This is a genomic window from Pseudomonas sp. 5Vm1k, from assembly GCF_056161485.1.
Map to the genome: position 1 here is coordinate 106726 of NZ_JBSPCZ010000001.1, position 25437 is coordinate 132162.

A 25437-nucleotide genomic window follows, 5' to 3' on the forward strand; every position below is an offset into this window, starting at 1 on the left:
GTTAACACTTCCCAATCGGTGATGCTACGTGTCGTCAGTCCAAAGCCCCCACAGTGAGCTCGTTGGTGCGTTATATCGCGACCATCGCGGCTGGCTATTGGCCTGGCTGCGACGCAATGTGGCCTGCCCGCAACGGGCTGAAGACCTGAGCCAGGACACCTTTGTGCGCCTGCTCGGTCGTGACGAACTCAAGGAACCTCGCGAACCGCGTGCGTTTCTGGTGGCGATTGCCAAGGGGCTGCTGTTCGACTATTTCCGCCGTGCCGCGCTGGAACAGGCCTACCTCACCGAACTGATGCTGATTCCCGAAGGCGAGCAGCCGTCGGTGGAAGAGCAGCAAATGATCCTCGAAGACCTCAAGGCCATCGACCGTCTGCTCGGCAAACTGTCGAGCAAGGCCCGGGCGGCGTTTCTGTATAACCGTCTCGACGGCCTGAGCCACGGCGAAATTGCCGAGAAACTCGGCGTCTCGGTGCCACGGGTGCGGCAATACCTGGCCCAGGGCATTCGCCAGTGCTACATCGCCTTGTACGGTGAGCCGGTATGAGTCCAGTCAGTTCCAAACCGGTGTCGGCACAGGTGCTGGACGCCGCGATTGCCTGGCAATTGTCGCTGGATTCCGGCAGCCCTATTGAACGCGAAGAGTTCGCCAAATGGCACGCCGCCCACGAAGAGCACGCCCGCGCCTGGCGCCAACTGGGCATGCTCGACCAGCGTTTCAGCGTCGCCAACGGCCCGGCTCGCACGGCATTGCTGCAATCGCGTGAAAGCATCCGGCGGCGGGTGCGCAGGCTCGGCACTGGCTTGGCCAGCATTGTCGCGGTGATCGGGTTGGCGCTGTTCGCCGGTGATCGATTCCTGCCCGTCGACTATTGGCTGGCCGATCAGCGCACCGCCACCGGCGAGCAACGCACCCTGCGCCTGGCCGACGGCACCGTGATCAACCTCAACACCCACAGTGCCGTGGATGTGCGCTTCGATGAGAAGCAGCGGCGGATCATTCTTCAGGAAGGGGAAATCCTCGTCGAAACCGGCCATGGCGATGCCCGGCCATTTATCGTCGAAACCCGCGAAGGCAGCATGCGCGCCCTGGGGACGCGGTTCCTGGTCAAGCGCGAAGACGAAGGCACGCGCCTGAGCGTGTTGCAATCGGCGGTGGCGGCTCACCCGGAGTCGAGCCCGGAAGAACAGATCCTGCGCGAAGGCCAGCAAGTGCTGATGCGCAGTAATGGCCTGGGGCCGATTGTGGCGCTCAACCTCGGCGCCGACGCCTGGACCCGCGGCATGCTGGTCGTAGACAACGCACGCCTGGAAGACCTGGTGCATGAACTCGGCCGCTACCGTCGTGGGCACTTGGGCGTAGCGCCGGAGATTGCCGACCTGCGGATCACCGGCAGCTTCCCACTGCATGACACCGACAAGGCGCTGAGCGCGCTGCTGCCGACCTTGCCGGTGCAGATTGAGCAGCACACGCCGTGGTGGGTGACGGTGGCGAAGGCTGACGTCAAACCCTGAGATTTTTGGTGTCTGAGCCGGCGCCTTCGCGGGCAAGCCTCGCTCATACAAGTACCGAGGTGCGCCGCCGACCTGTAGGAGCGAGGCTTGCCCGCGAAGAGGCCAGCAACCACACCGCAAATCACGAATCGAAATTATTTTCATCCCGCCCTATCACTTTTGCATTCTCGTTCGGCACCTAGGCAATTGAGAAATATTTCCATTCAGGAGCCGCTGTATGTCCCGTTCGCTCGACACCTTGTTGCGCCCCAGTTTGCTGGCGGTCGCCATTGCTCTTTGTGCCCCTCTGGCCAGCAGCCAACTGATCGCCGCTGAACAGGTGTCCAGCGTTCGCGCCTACAACCTGCCGGCCGCGCCGTTGGCCAGCACCCTGAACCAGATCGCCAGTCAGGCCGGTCTGGCGCTGTCGCTGAATCCATCCCTGGCGGCGGGCAAGACCTCGGCGCCGGTCAACGGCCAGTTCGACGCCACCGGCGCCTTGCGTGAAGCCTTGCGCGGCACCGGTTTACAGCTGGAACAAAGCAGCACCGGCACTTATAGCCTGGTGGCGGTGCCCGAAGGCGTCATGGCGTTGCCGGAAACCGCGGTCATTGGCGTAGGAAATGCCGAAAGCGCTTGGGGGCCGGTCGAGGGTTACGTGGCCACGCGTACCGCCGCAGGCACCAAAACCGACACCGCACTGGTAGAAGCACCGCGTTCGATTTCCGTCGCGACCCGTCAGCAGATGGACGACCGCAAGGTCCAAAACCTTGATGATGCCGTGCGCTACATGCCCGGCATCGTGGCCAGCAGCTACGGCAGCGACACCCGTTCCGACTGGCTGCGGGTACGCGGTTTCGAGCCGACCCAGTTCCTCGACGGCTTGCCGCTGCCCAAAGGCGTGTACGCCATGCCGAAAGCGGAAACCTGGAACCTGGACCGCATCGCCCTGCTGCGTGGCCCGGCCTCTTCGGTGTACGGCCAGACCCCGCCGGGCGGTCTGCTGGACATGGTTAGCCGACGTCCCAGCGCCGAATCGAGCAATGAAATCCAGCTGCAATACGGCAGCGACAATTACCGTCAGATCAACTTCGCCAGTACCGGCAAGATCGACGATGAAGGTCGCTTCCTCTACGGCTTGAGCGGTGTAGTGCGCGACAGCGACACGCAGATCGACCACATCGACAACAAGCGCTACAACATCGCCCCAAGCTTGACCTGGAATATCGACGAAGACACCAAGTTCACCCTGCTCACGCAATTCACCCGTGACGATACCGGCATCACCAGCCAGTTCCTGCCGGTACAGGGCACCAAGATCAAAATGCCGTTCGGTGATATTTCCCACCACAAAAACCTCGGCGACCCGGACTGGGAATACTACGACCGCACCTACTACGCGCTGGGCTATGCGTTTGAACATCGCATCAACGATGTCTGGCAGTTCAAACAAAACCTGCGCTACACCAAGACCGACCTGTCCTTCCAGGCCGTCACGGTCGGTTCGTACCCCTACACAATGGTCGACGCCGAGGGTAACGTCGGGCGCACTACCACCAGTGTCGATGAAGACATCAGCCAGTTCGCCGTGGATAACAATTTCCAGGGTGACTTCGCAACCGGCGACATCCGCCACACCCTGTTGATTGGTCTGGATCACCAGCGCACCAACTCCAACTACACCTCGATCTTCGGCACCGCTCCGAGCATCAACGTGAACAACCCGATTTATGGCCAGCCGATCGAGCGTCCGGCGCGCTCCACCGCGTACTACGACTACGATCAGAAAACCAACCAGACCGGTCTGTACGTTCAAGACCAGATGGCGCTTGATCAATGGCGCCTGACGCTCGGTGGTCGCGAAGACTGGATTCACACCGCCACCACGTATTTCAACAAAGCAGACGCGACCAATACTGATCGCAACAAGAAATTCAGCGGCAACGCGGCCATCAGCTACGTCTTTGATTCGGGTTTCGTGCCTTACCTGTCGTATGCCGAATCGTTCCAGCCAACGAGCAACGCCAGCAGCTCACCGACCGACTCGTTCAAGCCAACGGAAGGCAAGCAGTGGGAACTGGGGATCAAGTACCAGCCGCCGGGCAGCAACACCTTGTTGAGCGCCGCGGTGTATGACCTGACTCAGAAAAACGTCTCGGTCACCACCACAGTGGCCGACATCCCGATCACCAGCCAGACCGGCGAAGTGAAGGTCAAGGGCCTGGAGCTGGAAGCCGTTTCCGACGTCACCGAAAACCTTAAGGTCATCGCCGCATACACCCTGGCCAAGTCGGAGGTGCAAAAAGGCGACTTCAAAGGTAATCGCCTGCAGCTGATGCCGAACCAGCAAGCCTCGCTGTGGACCGATTACACCTGGCACACCGGCGTACTGGACGGCTTTGGCGTGGGTGCGGGCGTTCGCTATACCGGCAACACCTACGGCGACCAGGGCAACACCTGGCTGGGCAAGGCTGACGCCTACACCGTGTTCGACGCCTCGGTTCATTACGACCTCGGCCGCCTGGACAACAGCCTCAAAGGCGCGTCGCTGGCCGTCAACGCCACCAACCTGTTCGACAAGGACTACATCTCCACTTGCGACAGCTTCTACTGCTACTACGGCGACCAACGCAGCGTCGTCGCCAGCGCCACATACAAGTGGTAATCGCCTGACCTGACACGCGCCACGACCAGGCCGTCCTTCGAGGACGGCTTTGGTCTTTCTGAAGGCCATGAAATGAAGAGCAAAACCATCCGCCGCTGGTCCTGCATCCACACTTGGACCAGCCTGATCTGTACGGTCTTCCTGCTGATGCTGGCATTGACCGGCCTGCCGTTGATTTTCCATCACGAGATCGACCACCTGCTGGGCGATGCCGCCGAGTTGAAGGTCATGCCGGCCGATACCCCGCAGCTGAACTTGCAGCAATTGGTGCTGGCCGCAGAACAACATCGTCCCGGCGAAGTCATGCAGTATTTCGGCTACGACGATGAAGACCCCAACGGCGTGATCGCGATCATGGCGAAAACCGCCGGCACCGAACCCAACTCGTCCCACACCTTCATGCTCGATGCCCGCACCGGCGAAGCGCTGGAAATGCCCTCGGCCAATGGCGGGCTGATGATGGTCATGTTGCGCCTGCACGTGGACATGTTTGCCGGGCTGCCGGGCAAGTTGTTGCTGGCATTCATGGGGATCATGTTTGTGCTGGCGATTGTCTCCGGCACAGTGCTGTACCTGCCGTTCATGCGCCGCTTGAAATTTGCCACCGTGCGCCAGGACAAATCCACGCGCCTGTGCTGGCTCGACCTGCACAACCTGATTGGCGTAGTGACCCTGACCTGGGCGCTGGTAGTCGGCGTGACCGGGGTGATCAGCGCCTGCGCCGACCTGCTGATCGCCGCGTGGCGCAACGACAGCCTGAGCGCGATGGTCGCGCCCTACCGCGATGCGCCGCCGCTGACACAACTGGCACCCGCCACCCGATTACTCGACATCGCCAAGGAAGTCGCGCCGGACATGCAGCCGGACTTCATCGCCTTCCCCGGCACGCGCTTCTCCAGCGAACACCATTACGCGGTGTTCATGAAAGGCAGCACGCACCTGACGTCGCACCTGCTGACACCCGTGCTGATCGACGCCAGTACTCTGAAGGTCACCGCCGTGGCCGAGCGCCCCTGGTACATGGACGCGATGGGCATGTCGCAACCGCTGCACTTCGGCGATTACGGCGGCATGCCGATGAAAATCCTCTGGGCGACCCTGGATGTGCTGACCATCATCGTGCTCGGCAGCGGGGTTTATTTGTGGGTGGTGCGGCGCAAAGCGGCGAAACCCGTGCTCACCAAAGTGGAGCGCCCGGAATGAAACCCAGGCAGTCGAATTTCTGGAAAGTCTTCGCCACCCCGACGGTGATTGCACTGCTGAGTGCCGCCGGGTTGTTCTCCGCATTGCTGGGGGATGGGGTTTGGGATGCCTTGAGCTGGCTGGGCCTGGGCATTCCCGCAGGCCTCGCCTTGCGCGGATTGTTGCAACGCCACTAGTCCCTGTGGGAGCGGGCTTGCTCGCGAAAGCGGTGTGTCATTCAGCATCAATGTTGACTGGCACGACGCCTTCGCGAGCAAGCCCGCTCCCACATGGGGTCCTGTGTTCATTTCTGATCTTGAGCTATCGGATCAACGCGCTATGCTGCCCCGCACTGCCACCGATCGAGACGCTGCCATGTCCGCCCCGAGCATGACCCTGTTCTACAACCCCGCTTCGCCCTTCGTTCGCAAAGTCACGGTGCTGCTGCACGAGACCGGTCAGACCGACCGCGTGGCCCTGCAACTCAGCCAGTTGACGCCGGTCAGCCCGGACCTGGCGCTCTGCGAAGACAACCCGCTGGGCAAGATCCCGGCCCTGCGCCTGGCCGATGGCAACGTGATCCATGACAGCCGGGTGATCCTCGATTACCTCGATCACCAGCATGTCGGCAATCCGCTGATCCCGCGCGACGGTTCGGCACGCTGGCGTCGCCTGACCCTGGCCTCCCTGGCCGACGGGATCATGGACGCCGCGGTGATGATTCGCTATGAACAAGCCCTGCGCGCCCCGGAGAAACACTGGGACCAGTGGCTCGACGGCCAGCGCGAGAAGATCCGCCGTGCCCTGGCGTTGCTCGAAGCGGATGCGATTGCCGAACTGACCAGCCATTTCGACGTAGCCGCGATTAGCGTGGCATGTGCCTTGGGTTACCTCGACTTGCGCCATCCGGATCTGGAATGGCGCACGGCGAATCCGAAGCTGGCCGAGTGGTTTTTTGAGGTGAGTCAGCGGGCTTCGATGTTGGCGACAATGCCTAAGGTTTAGAGCTTCATCGAATGTCCCGGCCTCATCGCGAGCAGGCTCGCTCCCACATTGGTTTTGTGTTGTTCATGCAATCCATTGTGGGAGCGAGCCTGCTCGCGAATGCACCACACTGGATCTAACGGAAACAACCCAAAAATCAGCGTCGCCAACACCTCCCCTTCCCGCTGATCCTCGCGCAACCCCAACGACCGGCTCATTCCACCGCTCCCATATCAAACACCAACGGCTTGGCCGACTTCTGCCCGATCCCATACCAGTCCAGTTTGCGGGTCAGCACCATGAACACACCCAGCAACCCGAACAGCAACAGCGAGCCCATCAACAGCGCGTAATCCTCGGCACTCAACAAGCCGTAGAGCAAACCGTACAACGCTGCCAACCCCGCCGAAAAACTCAAGCCGTGGCGCACGCTGCGCAGCACGTGGCAGACATAGAAGCCGATCAGCAACACACAACCACTCGCCGACAGCAGATAAGCCAGGGCAAAGCCAATGTGCTCGGACAGCGACAGCAGCAACAGGTAGAAGAACGCCAGAGCCACGCCGACCAGTGCGTATTGCACCGGGTGCACTGCCAGGCTTTTCAGCACTTCGAAGAGGAAGAAACCGGCGAAGGTCAGGACGATGAACAACAGCGCATATTTGATCGCCCGATCGCTTTTCAGGTATTGGTCCACCGGGTCGATGAAGCTCACGCCAAAGCTGCGACCGTTGAACGCGTCACAACCAGCGCCGGATACGCAACTGTTCAACGCTTCTTGCAGGTTGGTGGAGAAGAACGAGGTTTGCCAATTGGCAGTGAAACCCTGGTCGGTGACTTCGCGCTGGGCCGGCAGGTAGTTGCCGATGAAGCTTGGGTGCGGCCAGTTGGCGGCAAACGACACTTTGCTGGTCTTGCCCACCGGCAGTACTTGCAACTGGCCGGTACCTTGGAGGCGTAGATCGAAACCGAAGGCCAACTCCGTGGCCTGCGTTGCATCCAGCGCCGGCAGCATGACATGCACACCCTCGCCCAAAAAACCCACCTGGCTGCCAGGAACGAAGTCCAGGCGCTGGCCATCGAGTTCCAGTTTCAGCGCGTTCTCGATGCCGCGAATGTCGCTGATACCGACCGCCAGAAATGGCTGGTCGAACTGATAGTCGGCGAAGTCTTCCTTGATCCCCAACTGCTCCGGGATCGAGAAATGGCCATTGATGCGGTTATCGGCGTGGAACAGCCGCGCTTCATAAATGCCCCGGGAACGCAGTTCGGTCTGGACGTTGCCATCCAGTTCGAAGCGCTCCGGCAGGAAATACAAACGGCCCCGCTCTTCGCCAACTTCCTGGTAACGCTCATTGGTTTTTTCGTTGAGCTTCCAGGTGCGCACCACTTTGCGATACGGCACCACCATTAGCGGCCCACTCAATTGCTGGCTGTAGCTGGAACTGCGGGCGATGTCTTCAAGCACACCGTCACGCAGTTGCTGACGGTCCTGGATCACGCCGTTGATCATCAGCAATGGAATCAGCAGTAACAGAATCAGTAAGGCAATCGCCCCGAGCTTGATGGTCAGGTTACGGTTCATGTGGGTCTCTCCCTGTTCGAATGAGGGAGAGTCTGGGAGGGCTGTGTGGGCGTTTCGTGGAGGCTGTGTGTGGATTGTGTAGAAATGCCTACAAAAGCCGTTTCTACCTTGGCACACTGCGCAACCTCAAGGCCGACCCTAAGTGTTTAAACCTTCCATGGAGACATTCTCGGCCAAACACAATTCAGGATTGTAGCCGTTGGTTTAGTCCAAACCAGGCCTGACAAGGAGTGCTCCATTGCGAAACAACTCGTTTGACCTGATCAGGCACCTTGCCGCCCTTATGGTCCTGGTCAGCCATCACTATGTGTTGGCAGGTACGAGCGAGCCCGCCATTGAGGGTTACAACTCGCTGGGCGGTGTGGCGGTTCTTTGCTTTTTTGCGATTTCCGGGTTGCTGATAACGCTCAGTTACTTGAATGCCACCAGCGTTCAAAGTTATCTGGTAAAGCGCGTCGCACGGATCTTTCCTGCACTCATCGTTTGCTCGTTCGTAATGACCTACGTGGCCGGAGCATTTTTTGCCAGCGACTATGTTTCGGGGAAAGAAGCCTTCATCGACTTTCTGCGGATTTCGGTGTTCGGGCGGGCAACGATTGATGAACTCACCCACGACTTCATATTCAGCGAATCCTTTAACGGAAGCCTCTGGACGTTAAAGATCGAATTTGCTTTTTATATTCTGCTGGCGCTGGCCTTGACCCTTTATCGCAGCGCCTTGATACCTTGGGCACTGCTATTGCTGTTTTGCGCGGCAACCTATGTCCTGGGCAACTATCCAATGAACGCGCTGGCGCAAAAGTTTCTGGTTTACTGCGCCGCCGGCATCGCGTTTTTCGCCGGGTCGTTGATCGCTTTTTACAAACACCGTTTCAACAATGCGCGCACAAAAATCGGGGTCTTTGTGGTTGCCAGTCTTCTGGTGTTTTTATCTCTGGGCACTTCGGCGGTCTGGGTCCTGGCGTCATTGGGGATCAGCCTGGCGACGATCAGCCTGGGTTTGTTGTACGTCGATAAAACCATCAGGGGACGCTTCGATATCTCCTATGGCATCTACCTGTACGCCTTTCCCGTCCAGCAATTGATCATCAATAAAACACAACTGGCCTTTTTCCCCTCCATGGCCGTTTCAGCCTTCATCGTCATCGGCCTGGCAACACTTTCGTGGCTGATTATCGAACAGCCGGCACTGGCCCTGGCCCACCGGAACACACTTCGAAAATTGAGACCTGTGCCGGTGGCACCCCGAGTCGATCAAGTACCTTGAGGCACGCTCACCCGCGCTTCAACGCCACCGTCCACATTGCCGACCCACAGTTGGCCACCATGCAACTTAACCACCTCTTCAACGAAGTTAAGCCCCAATCCGGTACTTTTCCGCCCACTGTCCGGTCGCGGTAGCGAGTAAAAACGCTCGCTCAATCGCGGCAACGCATAGTCAGGAATCGCTTCAGCCTGGTTGAACAACTTGAACTCAATCTGCTCCCCAACTCGCTCGGCACTGAAGCGCAACACGCCCTGAACCGGGGTGAAGTCCAGGGCGTTTTCCAGCAGATTACCCAACGCCTGACGCAACAAAAACGGCTCGCCGATCAGCGCCAGATCCGGGGCAATCGTTTGTTCAATACGCAACTGCTTACCTTCGATTCGTGCCGCCTGAGCGTCCAGCAGCTCGCCTACCAAAGGGGCCAACGGCACTTCAATCCGCTCTTCCAGTCCCTGGCGTTGCTCGACCTGCGCCAGGTTCAGTAATCGCTCGATCAACTGCTGCATCCGTGCACTTTCGCTGTCGATGTTGCTGACGAAACGCTGTTGCTGGGCCAGTGGCATCTCGCCTTGCAGCAGTTCCGCCGCGCCGCGAATCGCCGCCAATGGGCTTTTCAGTTCATGGGTCAGGGTGTGCACATAACGCTCGACGTAGGCCTTGCCTTCGAGCTGTGTGCGCATCTGCTCCACCGCTGTCGCCAGTTGCTCCAGTTCACCGCCGCGATAATGCGGCACCTCGACCCGGCGGCCCTCACTGACGGCTTGCGCATAGGCAGTCAACCGCCGCAATGACGCACTCAACCACCAGGACAACAGCGCACCAAACAGTAGACCGAGGCCGATCAAACCGGCGCCATAGAAGACCAATCGCCGTTCGGTGCGATCGACGTAGGGTTGCAGCGAGCTGTTGGGTTTGGCCACGGTGACCACGCCGATGATCTGACCGTTATCACGAATCGGCGCGCCGACGTGCATCACCGAGGAGCTCGTATCATTAGGATCGCTGCGGGTTGAGCGCGCGCCGTATTCGCCGCGCAGGGTCAGGTAAACGTCGTTCCAGCGCGAGTAGTCCTGGCCCACCGCCGCGCCGCTGGAGTCCAACACCACAATGCCTTTGGCGTCGGTGACGTAGATGCGATGGTTGACCTGATTTTTCGGCAAACCCCAGATGCTCGCCTTCGGTTGCCGCTCGCCGTAGGCCTTGAGCAGCTGCGGCCAGTGATTCTGGTTGAGGGTGCCGGCCTTGAAGTCGTCGCGCAGGATCTCGGCCATCAAGTTGGCGGTGTCCACCAGGGTTTCTTCGGTGGACTGGCGCATACCGGGACGGATTTCCTGCATCACGGTATTGAGCACGAAGTAACCGGTCAGGCCGATAAACAGCACATAGACCAGGAAGATCCGGATTCCCAGCGCCATCAGCTATGCCCCGGACTGTAGCTGTAACCGAGGCCGCGATGGGTCTGGATCGGTTCGGCGCCGGCCTGCACCAACCGCAGCTTGGCGCGCACGCTCTTGATGTGGCTGTCGATGCTGCGCTCGTAACCGGCATCGGCAGCCACGCCAAGGGCATCGAGCAACTGCTCGCGGCTAAAGACTCGTTCGGGTTGTTCCAACAGGCACTGCAGCAGACGGAATTCGTGGCGGGTCAGGGTCAGGAGCTGGCCGCGATAGGTGATCTGCACCCGTTCGCTGTCGATGCGAAACAGCGCCGATGTCACCTCGGGCACCATACGCGGCGCCATGCGCTTGAGAATCGCCCGGACCCGCGCCGCCACTTCCCGAGGGCTGAACGGCTTGACCACGTAGTCGTCAGCGCCGATCTCCAGGCCCACCACCCGGTCGATTTCGCCGTCCCGGGCGCTGAGAAACATCACCGGCACGTCGCTGAAACGGCGCAACTGCTTGCACGTCTCGAAGCCGCTGATGTCCGGCAGGCCAATGTCGAGAATGATCAGGTCGGCCGGGGTCTGGCGCTGATGCTCAAGCGCGGCGGCACCGAGGCTCACCCAGGTGGTGGTAAAGCCTTCGCCCTGCAAGGCAAAAATCAACGTGTCGGCAATGGCCGCTTCGTCTTCGACAATCAGGATATGAGGCATGGCGTCCGAGCACGGCAGTTAAGTTGCGCAACGGTGGCCCAAGCCTCTCATCCCGTCAATCAGCAGTCGGGTTTGTCGGCGGTAAAGCGCCGTGCCGGGTTCACTGCCGCGCCGAATTCGCGCAAGGCCTTGGCGCCGATCAGCAGCGGGTAGTTGAAGCTGCTGCGGTCGGTGAGGTTGACCTCGACCGTGCGTTTGACGTTGCCCAGGCACAGTTCCAGATCGACGACTGGACGCTTGGTGGGGGCGGCCTCGTCCTTGTCGTCCTCGTCTTCTTCGGAGCGGGTCTTGATCTTGCTGATCCGCGCGATTTTGTGTTCGTAGACCTTGTTGCTCGCGTCCTTGGTGCCGAGGCGGAAACGCACCCACTCGTCGCCGTCACGGGTAAACATTTCGATGTCCTTGGCCGACAGCGACGCGGTCAGGGCGCCGGTGTCCATTTTAGCCTTGAGGACTTCACCGCCGATTTCCGGCAGCGCGATGTATTCGTAACGCCCGTACAGGGTCGGCTCGGCGGCCATGACCGGCAGGGCCACGAGGGTCAGCAGTGCAAGGAGGGATTTCACGTAATGGGCTTCCTTGGGAAATAGGGGCGCAGAGGCCAAATTCTAGACCGCAAAAAACAACGATAGTTGGACCAACGCAAACCTTTGTGGCGAGGGAGCTTGCTCCCGCTTGAGTGCGCAGCGCTCATAAAATATTTGGGCCGCTTCGCAGCCCAGCGGGAGCAAGCTCCCTCGCCACAGGGATCTCCATCAGGCAGGGAGCATAACCGTTCAAAGGTGAAACATTCGTCACCCCCGATTTGGCCTGTCGCCCGAAGCTGCTTATCATGGCGCGCCAAAATGCTTCCAAGAGTTACTTATGCGCCGCCTGCTCACCGGCTGTTTCGTTACCCTGCTGCTGTTGCTCAACACCCTGGTCCTGTTCGGGCCGCTGATGGTGTTCGCCTTGCTCAAACTGATCCTGCCCGGGCGCTTTCGCGACTATGCCTCGTGGTCGGTGATGTGGATCGCCGAGACCTGGGCCGAAATCGACAAGCTGATCTTCCGCCTGTGCATCCCCACCCAATGGGACATTCGCGGCGGCGCTGACCTGCGGGTTGATACCTCGTACCTGGTGATCAGCAACCACCAATCCTGGGTCGATATCCCGGCACTGATCCAGACCCTGAACCGGCGCACGCCGTTCTTCAAATTTTTCCTCAAGAAAGAACTGATCTGGGTGCCATTCCTCGGCCTGGCTTGGTGGGCGCTGGATTACCCGTTCATGAAGCGCTACACCAAGGCGTTTCTGGCGAAGAATCCTGAATTGGCCGGGCATGATCTGGAGATCACCAAAGCGGCGTGCCAGTTGTATAAGCGCCAGCCCGTGACGGTGGTGAATTATCTGGAAGGCACACGTTTTACCGCGGCAAAAAGCGCTCAGCAGCAATCACCATTCACCCACCTGCTCAAGCCCAAGGCTGGCGGTGTGGCGTTTGTACTGGCGGCGATGGGCGAACAGCTGGACGCCATTCTCGATGTGACCGTGGTGTATCCGCAGCAGCCGATTCCGGGGTTCTGGGATTTGATCAGCGGCAATGTGCCGAAGGTCATCATCGACATCCAGACCCGAGAACTGGACCCGGCGTTGTGGCAGGGGGATTACGAAAATGATCCGCTGTTTCGCGAAACGGTCCAGAACTGGGTCAACCAGCTCTGGATCGAGAAGGACCGGCGCATCGACGCGTTGCGCGCCGAGCGCCGCTGAATCAGCTACCGGAACCGGCGCCCCAGATTCCGCCCAGGCTTTCCAGCAATGGACCGCCAACGCCCTGGCCACCTAGGTACTGGAGGATCACCGGGGCAAATTGGCCGACCATCCCGCTGTCCATGCCCAATGCGCTGAACGCAGAGTTCAGGTCATTGGTGTTCTTCACGTTGCCCAAGGCATTTTCCAGGCCTGCGGATTTACCGGACGAACCGAGCAACCCGCTCAAGGCGCCCAGTTGACCGCCACCCGAGAGCTTGTCCAGCCCCGGCACGCTTTTGGCCAGTTGCGAGTAGTCGGTGGAACTCAATTGATTCTTCGCCAGCCCCAGCATCGCCCCGGTGCCGCCGACGGCTTGCTGCGGGGTGACGTTCAGTTGAGAAGTCAACGCACCGAGCAGACCGGCGGTTTCCTGCGTCGGGGCGGCGGCAGTGGCCGCATTACCGCCCTGCATGCTCGAAGCCGCTTTGGTCACATCGTCCAGGCTGAACCCGGCGAAGACCGGGCTGGCCGCCAGGGTCATAAGCGAAGCCAGTGCAAAACCGCGTGAAATCTTCATCGAGACAACCTCTTTAGGCATAAACCGCCCACCCATGGGCGGCGAAAAACTGTGCGTTCGACTGGCATCCCCGGGGATTGTTCCCAGGCATGAGAGCCTGTCGCGCTTTATGAGCTGCCGCAGGCTGCGATCTTTTGATCTTCAACGCAGTCAGCTCCGCCGACAATCAAGATCAAAAGATCGCAGGCTTCGCCAGCTCCTACAGGATCGATTGTTGCCGTCAGAGCTTCGTACTGAAAAAGAATGCCTGCGCGCTGCATCCAGTCTAGACCCCGCCGCGTATATCAAGCACGGACAGACACTCCTGGCCGATTCTCCCCCACAAGGATCACCACCATGAAACGCACTTCGATCAAAACCCCGTTGATTGCCAGCCTGCTGACCCTGGCCCTTGGCGGCGGATTCGCCCTCAACACCGTACAAGCGGCAGACATGAGCCACGACACCGTCATGGTCGGCGGCCAAAGCATGATGCCGAGCAAAGACATCGTCGATAACGCAGTGAACTCCGCTGACCACACCACGCTGGTGGCTGCGGTGAAAGCTGCCGGCCTGGTCGACACCCTCAAAGGCAAAGGCCCGTTCACCGTGTTCGCCCCGGTCAACTCGGCCTTCACCGCCCTGCCCGCCGGCACGGTGGATACGCTGCTCAAACCAGAAAACAAAGCCACCCTGACCAAGCTCCTCACCTACCACGTCGTCGCCGGCAAGCTCGACATGATGACCCTGGCCGCGAAGATCAAGGCCGGCGGCGGCAAGGCCGAACTCACCACCGTTGCTGGCGGCAAGCTCTGGGTGATGATGAACGGCCCGCACAACATCACGCTCAAGGATGAAAAGGGCGACGTCGCCGACATCACCACCTACGACGTGTATCAGTCCAACGGGGTGATTCAGGTCATCGACAAGGTGCTGATGCCCAAAGGTTGAGCCGTGCTCGCCGGCCCTGCGCATCGGGGCCGGCGTTTTCCCGAGGTGTCCGCCCGTGAATGGAACAACTGCGCGCCGTGAACTAACCTCTGCCTGCAACCGGCACCGCTCGCAGCCCACCGTCGCTACCTCGATTGCCTGGAGAACCGTTATTTCCATCGCCGACACCGATCAGCTCCGGCAGCTTCTGGCCCAGTGTTCACTGGGGGATCGCCGCGCGTTCGAGACGCTATACCGCAGCGTCGGCCCGCGCTTGCATGGTGTCGCCCTGCGTTTCATGGGCCGCCATGACCTGGCCGAAGAAGTGTTGCAGGAAAGCTTCGTGCGTATCTGGAACAACGCCTCGCGTTATGAATCGCACCTGTCGGCACCGCTGACCTGGATGATCAACATCACCCGTAACCAGGCCATCGACCAGTTGCGTAAACACCGCGACCGGCCGTTGACCGATCTGGAAGAACTGGCGCTGGTGGATGAAAGCCCATCGGCCCACGAATTACTCAACAGTACCCGCGAGGCTAACGCCTTGAACCGCTGCCTGGAAAGCCTGGAAGGCATGCAGCGCCAATCGATCACCGTCGCCTACTTTCAAGGGCTGTCCTGCTCTGAACTGGCCGAACACCTGGCCGCGCCGCTGGGTTCGGTCAAGTCCTGGATACGCCGTGGCATGGAGCGCCTGCGCAGGTGCCTTGAATCATGAACTACCAGACCCCGCCCCTGCGCCGCGCCCTCGCCGCCGACTACGCCATCGGCTTGATGCCTGCGGCGGCTCGGCGACGTTTTGAACAGTTGTTGCTGGAAGATGCAGCTCTGCGCGCTGAATTGGCACACTGGCGGGACAGTCTGACCAGTTTGACCGAAGCATTGCCCGAGCAACCGGTGCCGGATCGCGTGTGGCAAGGCATCACCGCGCGGATAGATCCGCAAGAACTGCATGTGCCAGAGAAGCGATCATTCTGGAACTGGATGCGGGTGACAGCGGCGGTGTGTTCGCTGGTGGTGGTCGTGTTCCTGAGCATGCTCTACAACCGCGACGATGCGCGTTACAGCGCCACCCTGCTCAGCGCCAGCGCGCAACCTGCGTTGAAAGTTGAAGCCCACAAGAATTACCTGAGCGTCGAGCCGCTGACGTTGGCAGCCGTCACACCGGAGCAAAGTCTGGAGTTGTGGGCGATACCGGCGGACGGCAAGCCAATTTCCCTCGGTGTGATTCCGGCGGGGGGCAAAGGCAAGGTTGAGCTGAGCGCGGCGCAGAAGGCACTGATCGGCAAGCCGATTGCGTTGGCGGTGAGTCTTGAACCGAAGGGCGGCTCGCCGACCGGGCAGCCGACGGGGCCGGTGTTGTATCAAGGGGCGTTGGCGGCGCTTTGAACGCGCTGATGAGCTTTTTGTGGCGAGGGAGCTTGCTCCCGCTCGGCTGCGCAGCAGTCGTCAACCGATCACCGCGTTAGAACTGATTCATCTCTGTGGATGGTTTTAGGGCCGCTTCGCGCCCCAGCGGGAGCAAGCTCCCTCGCCACAGGGGTTGTGTTCTCTCCAACAAAAACGGCGACCCGAAGGTCGCCGTTTTGCATTGCGTGAAGCCTTACGCCGCGCTGAACAGCTTGTGCGGATCGATCACAAACTTCTTCGGCACACCGGCATCGAACTCGCCGTAACCACGTGGCGCGTCATCCAGGCTGATGACTTCCACGCCCACGATGTCGGCAATGTGGATGCGGTCCCACATGATCGCCTGCATCAGCTGGCGGTTGTACTTCATCACAGGCGTCTGGCCCGTGTGGAAGCTGTGGGATTTGGCCCAGCCCAGACCGAAGCGAATGCTCAGGCTGCCCATTTTCGCGGCAGCATCCACAGCACCCGGATCTTCGGTCACGTACAGGCCCGGAATACCGATTTTGCCCGCCACGCGAACCACGCCCATCAGGGAGTTGAGCACGGTGGCTGGCGCTTCGTGTTTCACGCCGTCATGGCCGTGACCGCGCGCTTCGAAGCCTACGGCGTCAACGGCGCAATCCACTTCAGGTTCGCCCAGCAGTGCAGCGATTTGCTCGTGCAGAGGGGTATCGAGGGACAGGTCAGCGATTTCAAAACCCTGAGCCTTGGCATGCGCCAGGCGAACAGTGTTGACGTCACCGATGATCACTACCGCGGCGCCCAGCAGGCGAGCGGAAGCAGCAGCCGCCAGACCGACTGGCCCCGCGCCCGCGATGTACACGGTGCTGCCTGGGCCAACGCCGGCAGTCACTGCGCCGTGGTAACCGGTCGGCAGGATGTCGGAGAGGCAGGTCAGGTCGCGGATTTTTTCCATCGCGCGATCACGGTCCGGCAGTTTCAACAGGTTGAAGTCCGCGTACGGCACCATCGCGTATTCAGCCTGGCCGCCGGTCCAGTCGCCCATGTCGACGTAACCGTAGGCACCGCCGGGACGGGCCGGGTTAACACTGAGGCAGACGCCGGTGTGCATTTCCTTGCAGGAGCGGCAGCGCCCGCAAGCCACGTTGAACGGTACGGACACCAGATCGCCGATCTGCAGGTTCTCGACGTCGCTGCCCTTCTCGATCACTTCACCGGTGATTTCATGACCCAGGACCAGGCCGGTTTGCGCCGTGGTACGACCGCGCACCATGTGCTGATCGGAACCACAGATGTTGGTGGAAACCACGCGCAGGATGACAGCGTGATTGATCTTCCTGCCGCGCGGGTCCTGCATTTTCGGATAGTCGATTTTCTGTATTTCGACTTTGCCATTGCCGAGATACACCACACCACGATTGCCAGACATGCTTTCACCTCGCTGTTGTTTTTATGTAGCGGTCGCGTCGCCAGACAGCGGCGGCGCGTTGATTGCTCGGGTTATTGCCTGTGTGTCTTGTGTTGTTTGTTATGCCGCCATCGCGAGCAAGCTCGCTCCCACAGTTGATCGTTGGTGTGACCGAGATTTGTGGGCAGACACAAATCCCATGTGGGAGCGGGCTTGCTCGCGAAAGCTATCTAAAGAACAACGGTTCTGTTGGCATTGAGGAAAACCCGTCGTTCAATGTGATACCCCACCGCCCGCGCCAACGTCAGTCCTTCGATATCCCGCCCCTTGGCGATCAGATCTTCCGGGTAATGACTGTGGTCCACCACCTCCACGCCCTGGGCGATGATCGGGCCTTCGTCCAGGTCGTTGTTGATGTAGTGCGCCGTGGCGCCAACCAGTTTCACGCCCTTGTTGTAGGCCTGGTGATACGGCTTGGCGCCTTTGAAACCGGGCAACAGGGAGTGGTGAATATTGATCGCCTTGCCGTCGAGTTTGCGGCACAGCTCCGGTGACAGGACTTGCATGTAACGGGCAAGAATCACCAGTTCGGCGCCGGACTCTTCGATCACCTGCAACACCTGACGCTCTTGCGACGGTTTGTCGTTCGGGTCCAGGGGGAAGTGGTAATACGGAATCTGGTGCCAGTCCGCCAACGGCTTGAGGTCCGGGTGGTTGGAGACCACGGCGGCGACGTCCATCGACAACTGGCCGATGCGCTGGCGGTAGAGCAAATCGTTGAGGCAGTGATCGGCCTTGGAGACCATGATCACCACTTTTGGCCGGTAGTTCGGCGCGGTCAGTTCGAAGATCATCCCGAAATGGGCACCACGTTCTTCAAGCCCTGCGCGGAAGGCCTGTTCGTCGAAGCCGTCAGGCTGGCGGAATTCCACCCGAATGAAGAAACGACCCGAGAGACGGTCATCGAAGGAATGGTGCTCGGTGACGTAGCAGCCCTGCTCGAACAAAAAGCGGGTCACCGCATCCACGGTGCCGAGGACGCTTGGGCAGTCGGCGGTCAGAATCCATGTGTCTGGGGCGCGGCTCATAGTGCGGTGACTCCTGTTCGTTGTGCTGGGTGTCAGGGAAATCCACCCCTCACCCTAACCCTCTCCCCAAAGGGGCGAGGGGACTGACCGAGTTGTTCTTGGAGCTACATCGACCTGAAACACCGAGGTGAGCTCAGGCCCTATAAAAGCGCTTCCAAGTCGAACCTAAACATCGAAAACACTGAAGATCGGCCCCCTTTCCCCTCTCCCCCTTGGGGCGGTCCGACGTTTCGGAAGGGTTGGGGTGAGGGGTCGATCCAAAGTCAGCCTCAATAACAAGGCCAACTCAAACTGCTTTAAGCCTGGACGCTTAGGCCGTATTCAGCCGCCGCATCCTGCAACCACAACCACCAGTAATCCGAGAAGCTGCGGCGGATCAGCAGTTCCCAGGTGTCTTCGGCGGTGTGGCGGATCACCAGTTGCGACTTGGCGAACACCGTGCCGACAGCCTTGCCCACCGGGAAGCTGTTCGGATGCACGTCGTAGCTGGTGGATTTCATCAGCACCTGGCGCACGTTCGGGCCGCTCAGTTCGAGGATCTGCTGGCCGCCGCTGACGTTGACGATCTGGATGTGCAGGTCGCCCAGCGCTTCACGGAGTTTCTGCTCGGCGGCGAATTCTTCACCGCTCGGCACGATCAGCAGCCATTCATCCGGCCCCATCCATTGCAGACTGGTTTCGCCTTTGACGATGACGGTCAGCGCGCCCGGCAATTCGATGCCGAGGGCCTTGTGCACGCCAGCGCTGAACGCGGCATCGTGGCCATCGCCACGGATGGTCAGGTGGCCGAGGAGTTTTTTCTCACGCACGATCACGCCGGCGTTTTTGCGGCCCTTGCCCACCAGGCTGGCGAGGTCGGCATGATGCAGCGACGACTCGGCCTTGGCCCCGGTGGTTGGGCGTTGTTGGTACACATTGGCTGCGGTCATAAAGCACCTGTTCCTGAATTCTGTTGTGCGGTTGGTCTCAACCCTTGTGGTGACTGGGCTGCCGTCTTCGCGAGCAAGCCCGCTCCCACATTGATTGATGCCTGACTCAAATTCTCTTAACGACTCAGACCCTGTGGGAGCGGGCTTGCTCGCGAATCGCTCAGACGACTCGGTGCAACTGCCCGCCCACAGGACCCGAGGCCACTAGATGTTCTGGCGATCACCCTTCGGATCGAAGAACACCGAAGAAACAATCTCCGCCTCGATCACGCTACCATCGGCCAGCGGTGCGAACACCCGCTCACCGAGGCGCTTCAAGCCGCCCTTGACCACGCCCATGGCAAACGAATAGCCGAGGGAGTTGTGCGCATAGCTGGAAGTCACGTGGCCGACCATGGTCATCGGGATGGTTTGCTTGGTGTTGAACACCAGTTGCGCCCCTTCCGGCAGCCATTTGGTCGGATCGATCGGCTTCAGGCCCACCAGTTGCTTGCGCTGGTCACGCACGCAGTCTTCGCGGTTCATGCCACGCTGGCCGATCCACGAGAACGGTTTAGTGCGACCGACACACCAGCCCATGTTCAGGTCATCCGGGGTCATCGAGCCGTCAGTGTCCTGGCCGACGATGATGAAGCCCTTCTCGGCCCGCAGTACGTGCATGGTTTCGGTGCCGTACGGGGTCAGGTTGTATTGCTTGCCAGCCGCGACGATTTTCTCGAGCACGCCCATCGCATAGTCGGCTTGCACGTTGACTTCGTACGACAGTTCACCGGTAAACGAAATCCGGAACACCCGCGCCGGCACACCGCCGACCAGGCCTTCTTTCCAGGTCATGAACGGGAAGGCTTCGTTGCTCAGATCAATGTCGGTGACTTCGCTGAGCAGCTTGCGGCTGTTCGGCCCGGACAGGGTCATGGTTGCCCAGTGATCCGTCACGGAAGTGAAGTACACCTTCAGGTCTGGCCATTCGGTCTGTTGGTAGATTTCCAGCCATTGCAGCACGCGCGCAGCGCCGCCAGTGGTGGTGGTCATCACAAAGTGGTTGTCGGCGAGACAAGCGGTTACGCCGTCGTCGAAGACCATGCCGTCTTCTTTACACATCAGACCGTAACGCGCCTTGCCCACGTCGAGCTTGGTCCAGGCGTTGGTGTAGATGCGGTTCAGGAACTCACGCGCATCCGGGCCTTGAATGTCGATCTTGCCGAGGGTCGAAGCGTCCAGCAGGCCAACGCTGTCGCGCACGGCTTTGCATTCGCGTTTTACCGCGGTGTGCAGGTCTTCACCGTTTTTCGGGAAGTACCAAGGACGTTTCCACTGACCGACGTCTTCGAATTCCGCACCATTTTTCACGTGCCAGTGATGCAGCGCGGTGAAACGAACCGGTTCGAAGATGTGCCCACAGTGACGACCGGCCACGGCGCCGAAGGTTACCGGCGTGTAGTTCGGGCGGAACATGGTGGTGCCCATCTGCGGGATAGTCACGTTCAGCGAACGGGCGGCAATCGCCAGGCCGTTGACGTTGCCGAGCTTGCCTTGATCGGTGCCGAAGCCCAGCGCGGTGTAGCGTTTGACGTGCTCGACAGACTCGAAGCCTTCGCGGGTCGCCAGTTCGATGGCGGCGGCGGTGACGTCGTTTTGCAGGTCAACGAATTGCTTCGGCGCCCGTGCGGTGTTCTTTTCGTGCGGCACCTGGAACAGCGCCAGGGTCGGCTCTTCGAGACGGCTCAGGGCTTTCGGCAAGGTGCCTTCGACCACACTGAAACCGGCTTCGCTGGCAGCGCGAGCGCCACCTTCAAAACCATCGGCCAACGAATCGCCGAGGCCATAAACGCCGTTGATGCCACCGACGCACACGCGTTTCTGCGGTGCTTCACCCGGTACGAAACCGAGGATGTCTTCACGCCAGGTCGGCTTGCCGCCCAAGTGCGAGGCCAAGTGAACCACCGGGCTGTAACCGCCGGACGTCGCGACGAGGTCGCAATCCAGCCATTCACCAGGACTGGTGACGGCGTGGGCTTTGACATCAATCGCGGCAATGCGCGCAGCGGTGACATGCTTGCTGCCACGAGCTTCGATCACGGCACTGCCGGTCAGGATGCGGATGCCTTTGGCGCGGGCTTCTTCCACCAGCGCACCGCGCGGGTTGCTGCGGGCGTCAGCGATAGCGACGACTTGCAGGCTGGCATCGAGCCAATCCAGCGCCACGCGGTAGGCATGGTCGTTGTTGGTCGACAGCACCAGTTTTTTACCCGGTGCCACGCCGTAACGGCGCACGTAGGTGGAAACAGCGCCAGCGAGCATGTTGCCCGGCACGTCGTTGTTGCCGTAAACCAGTGGACGCTCGCAAGCACCGGTCGCCAGGACCACACGCTTGGCGCGAACCCGGTGGATACGCTGACGCACTTGGCCAATCGGCGCGCGGTCGCCGAGGTGGTCGGTGAGGCGCTCGTGAATGGTCAGGAAGTTATGGTCGTGGTAGCCGTTGACCGTGGCGCGCGGCAACAGCAGCACGTCCGGGGTGTCTTTCAGTTCGGCGATGACGCTGGCGACCCATTCAGTGGCTGGCTTGCCGTCGAGGCTTTCGCGAGAGTCGAGCAGGCTGCCCCCGAACTCTTCCTGCTCATCGGCGAGGATCACACGGGCGCCGCTACGCGCAGCGGCCAATGCAGCGGCCAGGCCAGCAGGGCCGGCGCCGACGATCAGCACGTCGCAGTGCTGGTTCATGTAGTCGTAGGTGTCCGGATCGTTCTCGGTCGGCGAGCGGCCCAGACCGGCGGCCTTACGAATGTACTTCTCGTAAGTCATCCAGAACGATTGCGGGTACATGAAGGTTTTGTAGTAGAAGCCCGGCGGCATCAGCTTGCCGCCGACCTTGCCGAGAATCCCCATCATGTCGTTGTTCACGCTCGGCCAGCCATTGGTGCTGGTGGCGACCAAACCTTGGTACAGCGCTTGTTGCGTGGCACGCACGTTCGGGATTTGCGTGGCTTCGGTGGCGCCGATCTGCAGCACCGCATTCGGTTCTTCAGCACCGGCGGCGAAGATGCCGCGCGGACGGGAATACTTGAAGCTGCGACCGATAATGTCGACACCGTTGGCCAGCAAGGCAGCGGCCAGCGAGTCGCCTTCAAAGCCTTTGTACACCTGGCCGTTGAAGGTGAAGCTCAGCACTTTGTTGCGGTCGATCCGTCCGCCGTTGGACAGGCGATTGATCTGGCTCATACCTTCTCTCCCAGAGCCGTCGTAGCCGCTTTCGAGCTATCGGTCTTGTCGGTGAATTGTGGCTTGGTGCCGATCTTGTAGGTTTCGAGAATCTCGTAGGTCACGGTGTCGCGGGTCGCGTTGAAATACTGACGGCAACCGGCGGCGTGAATCCACAACTCGTGGTGCAGACCGCGAGGGTTATCGCGGAAGAACATGTAGTCGCCCCACTCCTCGTCGGTGCAAGAAGTCGGATCCAGTGGACGCGGGATGTGCGCCTGGCCGGATGCGTGGAATTCCTCTTCGGAGCGCAGCTCGCCGCAGTGAGGACAGAAGATATGCAACATGGGGATTTCTCCTGTTAGTGGGCAACCGCAGCAGCGCCATGTTCATCGATCAACGCACCGTTGTGGAAACGGTCGATGGAGAAAGGTGCGGCCAATGGGTGCATTTCACCCTTGGCCAGGCTTGCGGCAAATACGTTGCCCGAGCCAGGTGTAGCCTTGAAGCCACCGGTGCCCCAACCGCAGTTGAAGAACATGTTCGGCACCGGTGTTTTCGAGATGATCGGGCAGGCATCCGGCGTGGTGTCGACGATGCCGCCCCACTGCCGGTTCATGCGCACGCGGGACAGCACCGGGAACATCTCGACGATGGCCTGAATGGTGTGCTCGATCACCGGGTACGAACCGCGCTGGCCGTAGCCGTTGTAGCCGTCGATACCGGCGCCGATCACCAGATCGCCCTTGTCGGACTGGCTGATGTAACCGTGCACGGCGTTGGACATGATCACGCTGTCGATAATCGGCTTGATCGGCTCGGACACCAGCGCTTGTAGCGGGTGGGATTCGATCGGCAGACGGAAACCGGCGAGTTTGGCCATGTGCCCGGAGTTACCGGCAGTCACCACACCGACGCGCTTGGCGCCGATGAAGCCTTTGTTGGTTTCCACACCGATGCACACGCCGTTTTCCTTGCGGAAACCGATGACTTCGGTCTGCTGGATCAGGTCCACGCCCAGTGCGTCAGCGGCACGGGCAAAGCCCCACGCCACGGCATCGTGACGGGCCACGCCGCCACGGCGCTGGACGGTGGCGCCCATCACCGGGTAGCGGGTGTTCTTAGAGCAGTCGAGGTACGGAATTTCGTCGGCCACTTGCTTGGCATCCAGCAATTCGCCGTCCACGCCGTTGAGGCGGTTGGCGCTGACCCGACGCTCGGAATCACGGATGTCTTGCAGTGTGTGGCACAGGTTGTAGACGCCGCGCTGGGAGAACATCACGTTGTAGTTCAGGTCCTGGGACAGGCCTTCCCACAGTTTCATCGCGTGTTCGTACAGGTGCGCCGACTCGTCCCACAGGTAGTTGGAGCGAACGATGGTGGTGTTGCGCGCGGTGTTACCGCCGCCCAGCCAGCCTTTCTCGACCACGGCCACGTTGGTGATGCCGTGCTCCTTGGCCAGGTAGTAGGCGGTCGCCAGACCATGCCCGCCACCGCCGACGATGACCACGTCATAGACCTTTTTAGGGGTCGGCGTGCGCCACATTTTCTGCCAGTTTTCGTGATGGCTGAGGGAGTGTTTGAAGAGGCCGAAGCCCGAATAGCGTTGCATAGTCATTTACTCCAAAACCGCGCTCAGCGATAAACCGGGAAGTCCGCGCACAGGGCTGCCACTTGCTGGGCGACATTCGCCTCGACATCGGCATCGCCGAGGTTGTCGAGGATGTCGCAGATCCAGCCGGCCAGCGTCACGCACTGGGTAACCTTGAAGCCGCGAGTGGTCACCGCCGGGGTGCCAATGCGCAGGCCCGAGGTCACGAACGGCGACTGTGGATCGTTCGGCACAGCGTTCTTGTTCACGGTGATGTGGGCGCGACCGAGGGCGGCGTCCGCGTCTTTGCCGGTGAGGCCCTGACGGATCAGGCTGACCAGGAACAGGTGATTGTCAGTACCGCCGGACACTACATCGTAGCCGCGTTTGATAAACACGCCGGCCATGGCCTGGGCGTTGTCGATCACTTGTTGTTGATAGGCCTTGAAACCAGGCTCCAAAGCTTCCTTGAAGCACACCGCTTTACCAGCGATCACGTGCATCAGCGGGCCGCCCTGGGCGCCGGGGAATACGGCGGAGTTGAGCTTTTTCTCGATCTCTTCGTTGGCCTTGCACAGGATCAGGCCGCCACGTGGACCGCGCAGGGTCTTGTGGGTGGTGGTGGTGACCACGTCGGCGTACGGCAGCGGATTCGGGTACAGACCGGCGGCGACCAGACCGGCAACGTGGGCCATGTCGACGAACAGCAGCGCACCGACCTTGTCAGCGATCTGACGGAAACGCGGGAAGTCGAGGGTCTTGGAGTAAGCCGAGAAGCCGGCGACGATCATTTTCGGCTTGCACTCGACGGCCAGACGTTCGACTTCGTCGTAGTCGATCAACCCGGTTTTGGTGTCGATGCCGTACTGCACGGCGTTGTAGAGCTTGCCCGAGGACGACACTTTCGCGCCGTGGGTCAGGTGGCCGCCGTGGGCCAGGCTCATGCCCAGAATGGTGTCACCCGCCTGGATCAGGGCCAGATAAACGGCGCTGTTCGCGGAAGAACCGGAGTGCGGCTGGACGTTGGCGTAATCGGCGCCGAACAGTTGCTTGGCGCGTTCGATGGCCAGGGCTTCAACCTTGTCCACGTGCTCGCAGCCACCGTAGTAGCGCTTGCCCGGATAGCCTTCGGCGTATTTGTTGGTCAGGCCACTGCCTTGCGCTTCCATGACGCGTTTGCTGGTGTAGTTCTCTGACGCGATCAGCTCGATGTGATCTTCCTGGCGTTGCTCCTCGGCATTCATCGCCGCCAGCAGTGCATCGTCGTAGCCCTTGATCTGGTCTTGCTTGCTGAACATCGCGTCTCTCCCAGCGGCGGCTTTGTGCGCCTTTCGTCTCGGTGAGGCACGTA

The 25437-nt window shown here is 60.5% G+C and carries 24 protein-coding genes; 11 read left to right on the top strand and 13 right to left on the bottom strand.

Annotated elements, in window-relative coordinates; translation table 11 throughout:
* The first annotated feature begins 28 nt into the window (after positions 1 to 28).
* The 6 genes from ACWIKB_RS00455 (at position 29) to ACWIKB_RS00480 (ending at position 6346) form a co-directional block, all read left to right on the top strand.
* Complete coding sequence (locus tag ACWIKB_RS00455; protein WP_475264881.1) at positions 29 to 547, top strand: RNA polymerase sigma factor; 519 nt, start codon at positions 29 to 31, stop codon at positions 545 to 547.
* Positions 544 to 1515, top strand: coding sequence for a FecR domain-containing protein (locus tag ACWIKB_RS00460; RefSeq protein ID WP_475264882.1), 972 nt, complete (start codon positions 544 to 546; stop codon positions 1513 to 1515). The genes ACWIKB_RS00455 and ACWIKB_RS00460 overlap by 4 nt, the downstream gene beginning before the upstream one ends.
* Before the next feature lie 217 nt (positions 1516 to 1732).
* A complete protein-coding gene (locus ACWIKB_RS00465) occupies positions 1733 to 4159 on the top strand; it encodes a TonB-dependent siderophore receptor (RefSeq protein WP_475264883.1) in 2427 nt (808 codons plus the stop codon).
* Positions 4160 to 4231: 72 nt separating this feature from the next.
* Complete coding sequence (locus ACWIKB_RS00470) at positions 4232 to 5362, top strand: PepSY-associated TM helix domain-containing protein (protein WP_475264884.1); 1131 nt, start codon at positions 4232 to 4234, stop codon at positions 5360 to 5362.
* Positions 5359 to 5538: a hypothetical protein gene (locus ACWIKB_RS00475; RefSeq protein ID WP_475264885.1), complete on the top strand. Its 180-nt coding sequence runs from the start codon at positions 5359 to 5361 to the stop codon at positions 5536 to 5538. Before ACWIKB_RS00470 ends, ACWIKB_RS00475 begins: the two co-directional genes overlap by 4 nt.
* 178 nt (positions 5539 to 5716) lie before the next feature.
* Positions 5717 to 6346: a glutathione S-transferase gene (locus ACWIKB_RS00480; RefSeq protein WP_475264886.1), complete on the top strand. Its 630-nt coding sequence runs from the start codon at positions 5717 to 5719 to the stop codon at positions 6344 to 6346.
* Here ACWIKB_RS00480 and ACWIKB_RS00485 read toward each other — a convergent pair.
* Both ACWIKB_RS00485 and creD read right to left on the bottom strand, forming a co-directional pair.
* On the bottom strand, positions 6343 to 6543 hold the full coding sequence (locus ACWIKB_RS00485; RefSeq protein ID WP_475264887.1) for a hypothetical protein: 201 nt from the start codon (positions 6541 to 6543) through the stop codon (positions 6343 to 6345). The genes ACWIKB_RS00480 and ACWIKB_RS00485 overlap by 4 nt on opposite strands.
* Positions 6540 to 7910: a cell envelope integrity protein CreD gene (creD, locus tag ACWIKB_RS00490; RefSeq protein WP_475264888.1), complete on the bottom strand. Its 1371-nt coding sequence runs from the start codon at positions 7908 to 7910 to the stop codon at positions 6540 to 6542. Before creD ends, ACWIKB_RS00485 begins: the two co-directional genes overlap by 4 nt.
* Positions 7911 to 8148: 238 nt before the next feature.
* Here creD and ACWIKB_RS00495 point away from each other — a divergent pair, with 238 nt between their 5' ends.
* Positions 8149 to 9177, top strand: a complete 1029-nt coding sequence (locus tag ACWIKB_RS00495; RefSeq protein WP_475264889.1) for an acyltransferase family protein — start codon at positions 8149 to 8151, stop codon at positions 9175 to 9177.
* Here the strand turns inward: ACWIKB_RS00495 and creC are convergent.
* The 3 genes from creC to rloA2 are packed head-to-tail and all read right to left on the bottom strand — an operon-like array spanning position 9165 to position 11838.
* Positions 9165 to 10592 carry a two-component system sensor histidine kinase CreC gene (gene creC / locus ACWIKB_RS00500; RefSeq protein WP_475264890.1) on the bottom strand — a complete coding sequence of 476 codons (1428 nt, stop codon included), beginning with the start codon at positions 10590 to 10592 and terminating at the stop codon, positions 9165 to 9167. The genes ACWIKB_RS00495 and creC overlap by 13 nt on opposite strands.
* Positions 10592 to 11272 (bottom strand): two-component system response regulator CreB, encoded by a 681-nt coding sequence (gene creB, locus ACWIKB_RS00505; protein ID WP_475264891.1) that lies wholly within the window; start codon positions 11270 to 11272, stop codon positions 10592 to 10594. The genes creC and creB overlap by 1 nt, the downstream gene beginning before the upstream one ends.
* Before the next feature lie 59 nt (positions 11273 to 11331).
* Positions 11332 to 11838 (bottom strand): retropepsin-like aspartic peptidase RloA2, encoded by a 507-nt coding sequence (gene rloA2, locus ACWIKB_RS00510; protein WP_475264892.1) that lies wholly within the window; start codon positions 11836 to 11838, stop codon positions 11332 to 11334.
* 298 nt (positions 11839 to 12136) lie between these two features.
* Here rloA2 and ACWIKB_RS00515 point away from each other — a divergent pair, with 298 nt between their 5' ends.
* The gene (locus ACWIKB_RS00515) at positions 12137 to 13024 is read left to right on the top strand and encodes an acyltransferase (protein ID WP_475264893.1); all 888 of its coding nucleotides are present in this window, start codon (positions 12137 to 12139) and stop codon (positions 13022 to 13024) included.
* Between the two features lies 1 nt (position 13025).
* Here the strand turns inward: ACWIKB_RS00515 and ACWIKB_RS00520 are convergent, their stop codons facing one another.
* Positions 13026 to 13583: a DUF2780 domain-containing protein gene (locus tag ACWIKB_RS00520; protein WP_475264894.1), complete on the bottom strand. Its 558-nt coding sequence runs from the start codon at positions 13581 to 13583 to the stop codon at positions 13026 to 13028.
* 336 nt (positions 13584 to 13919) lie between these two features.
* On the opposite strand from ACWIKB_RS00520, the gene ACWIKB_RS00525 reads away from it, so the two are divergent.
* The 3 genes from ACWIKB_RS00525 to ACWIKB_RS00535 are packed head-to-tail and all read left to right on the top strand — an operon-like array spanning position 13920 to position 15884.
* A complete protein-coding gene (locus tag ACWIKB_RS00525; protein ID WP_475264895.1) occupies positions 13920 to 14513 on the top strand; it encodes a fasciclin domain-containing protein in 594 nt (197 codons plus the stop codon).
* A gap of 55 nt (positions 14514 to 14568) precedes the next feature.
* Positions 14569 to 15213, top strand: coding sequence for a sigma-70 family RNA polymerase sigma factor (locus tag ACWIKB_RS00530; RefSeq protein ID WP_475264896.1), 645 nt, complete (start codon positions 14569 to 14571; stop codon positions 15211 to 15213).
* Positions 15210 to 15884 (top strand): anti-sigma factor, encoded by a 675-nt coding sequence (locus tag ACWIKB_RS00535; RefSeq protein WP_475264897.1) that lies wholly within the window; start codon positions 15210 to 15212, stop codon positions 15882 to 15884. The genes ACWIKB_RS00530 and ACWIKB_RS00535 overlap by 4 nt, the downstream gene beginning before the upstream one ends.
* A gap of 214 nt (positions 15885 to 16098) precedes the next feature.
* On the opposite strand, the gene fdhA is transcribed toward ACWIKB_RS00535, so the two are convergent.
* The 7 genes from fdhA to glyA form a co-directional block, all read right to left on the bottom strand.
* On the bottom strand, positions 16099 to 17298 hold the full coding sequence (gene fdhA, locus ACWIKB_RS00540) for a formaldehyde dehydrogenase, glutathione-independent (RefSeq protein ID WP_007947729.1): 1200 nt from the start codon (positions 17296 to 17298) through the stop codon (positions 16099 to 16101).
* A 209-nt stretch (positions 17299 to 17507) separates the two neighbouring features.
* Positions 17508 to 18365 carry a formyltetrahydrofolate deformylase gene (purU, locus tag ACWIKB_RS00545; protein ID WP_054044202.1) on the bottom strand — a complete coding sequence of 286 codons (858 nt, stop codon included), beginning with the start codon at positions 18363 to 18365 and terminating at the stop codon, positions 17508 to 17510.
* Positions 18366 to 18661: 296 nt separating this feature from the next.
* On the bottom strand, positions 18662 to 19294 hold the full coding sequence (locus tag ACWIKB_RS00550; protein WP_290026588.1) for a sarcosine oxidase subunit gamma: 633 nt from the start codon (positions 19292 to 19294) through the stop codon (positions 18662 to 18664).
* Between the two features lie 204 nt (positions 19295 to 19498).
* Positions 19499 to 22516: a sarcosine oxidase subunit alpha gene (locus tag ACWIKB_RS00555; protein ID WP_475264898.1), complete on the bottom strand. Its 3018-nt coding sequence runs from the start codon at positions 22514 to 22516 to the stop codon at positions 19499 to 19501.
* A complete protein-coding gene (locus ACWIKB_RS00560) occupies positions 22513 to 22842 on the bottom strand; it encodes a sarcosine oxidase subunit delta (protein WP_054044205.1) in 330 nt (109 codons plus the stop codon). Before ACWIKB_RS00560 ends, ACWIKB_RS00555 begins: the two co-directional genes overlap by 4 nt.
* 14 nt (positions 22843 to 22856) lie before the next feature.
* Positions 22857 to 24107, bottom strand: coding sequence for a sarcosine oxidase subunit beta (locus tag ACWIKB_RS00565; RefSeq protein ID WP_007947735.1), 1251 nt, complete (start codon positions 24105 to 24107; stop codon positions 22857 to 22859).
* A gap of 23 nt (positions 24108 to 24130) precedes the next feature.
* Entirely contained in the window at positions 24131 to 25384 is a 1254-nt protein-coding gene (gene glyA / locus ACWIKB_RS00570) for a serine hydroxymethyltransferase (RefSeq protein ID WP_054044206.1), read from the bottom strand.
* Positions 25385 to 25437 lie beyond the last annotated feature (53 nt).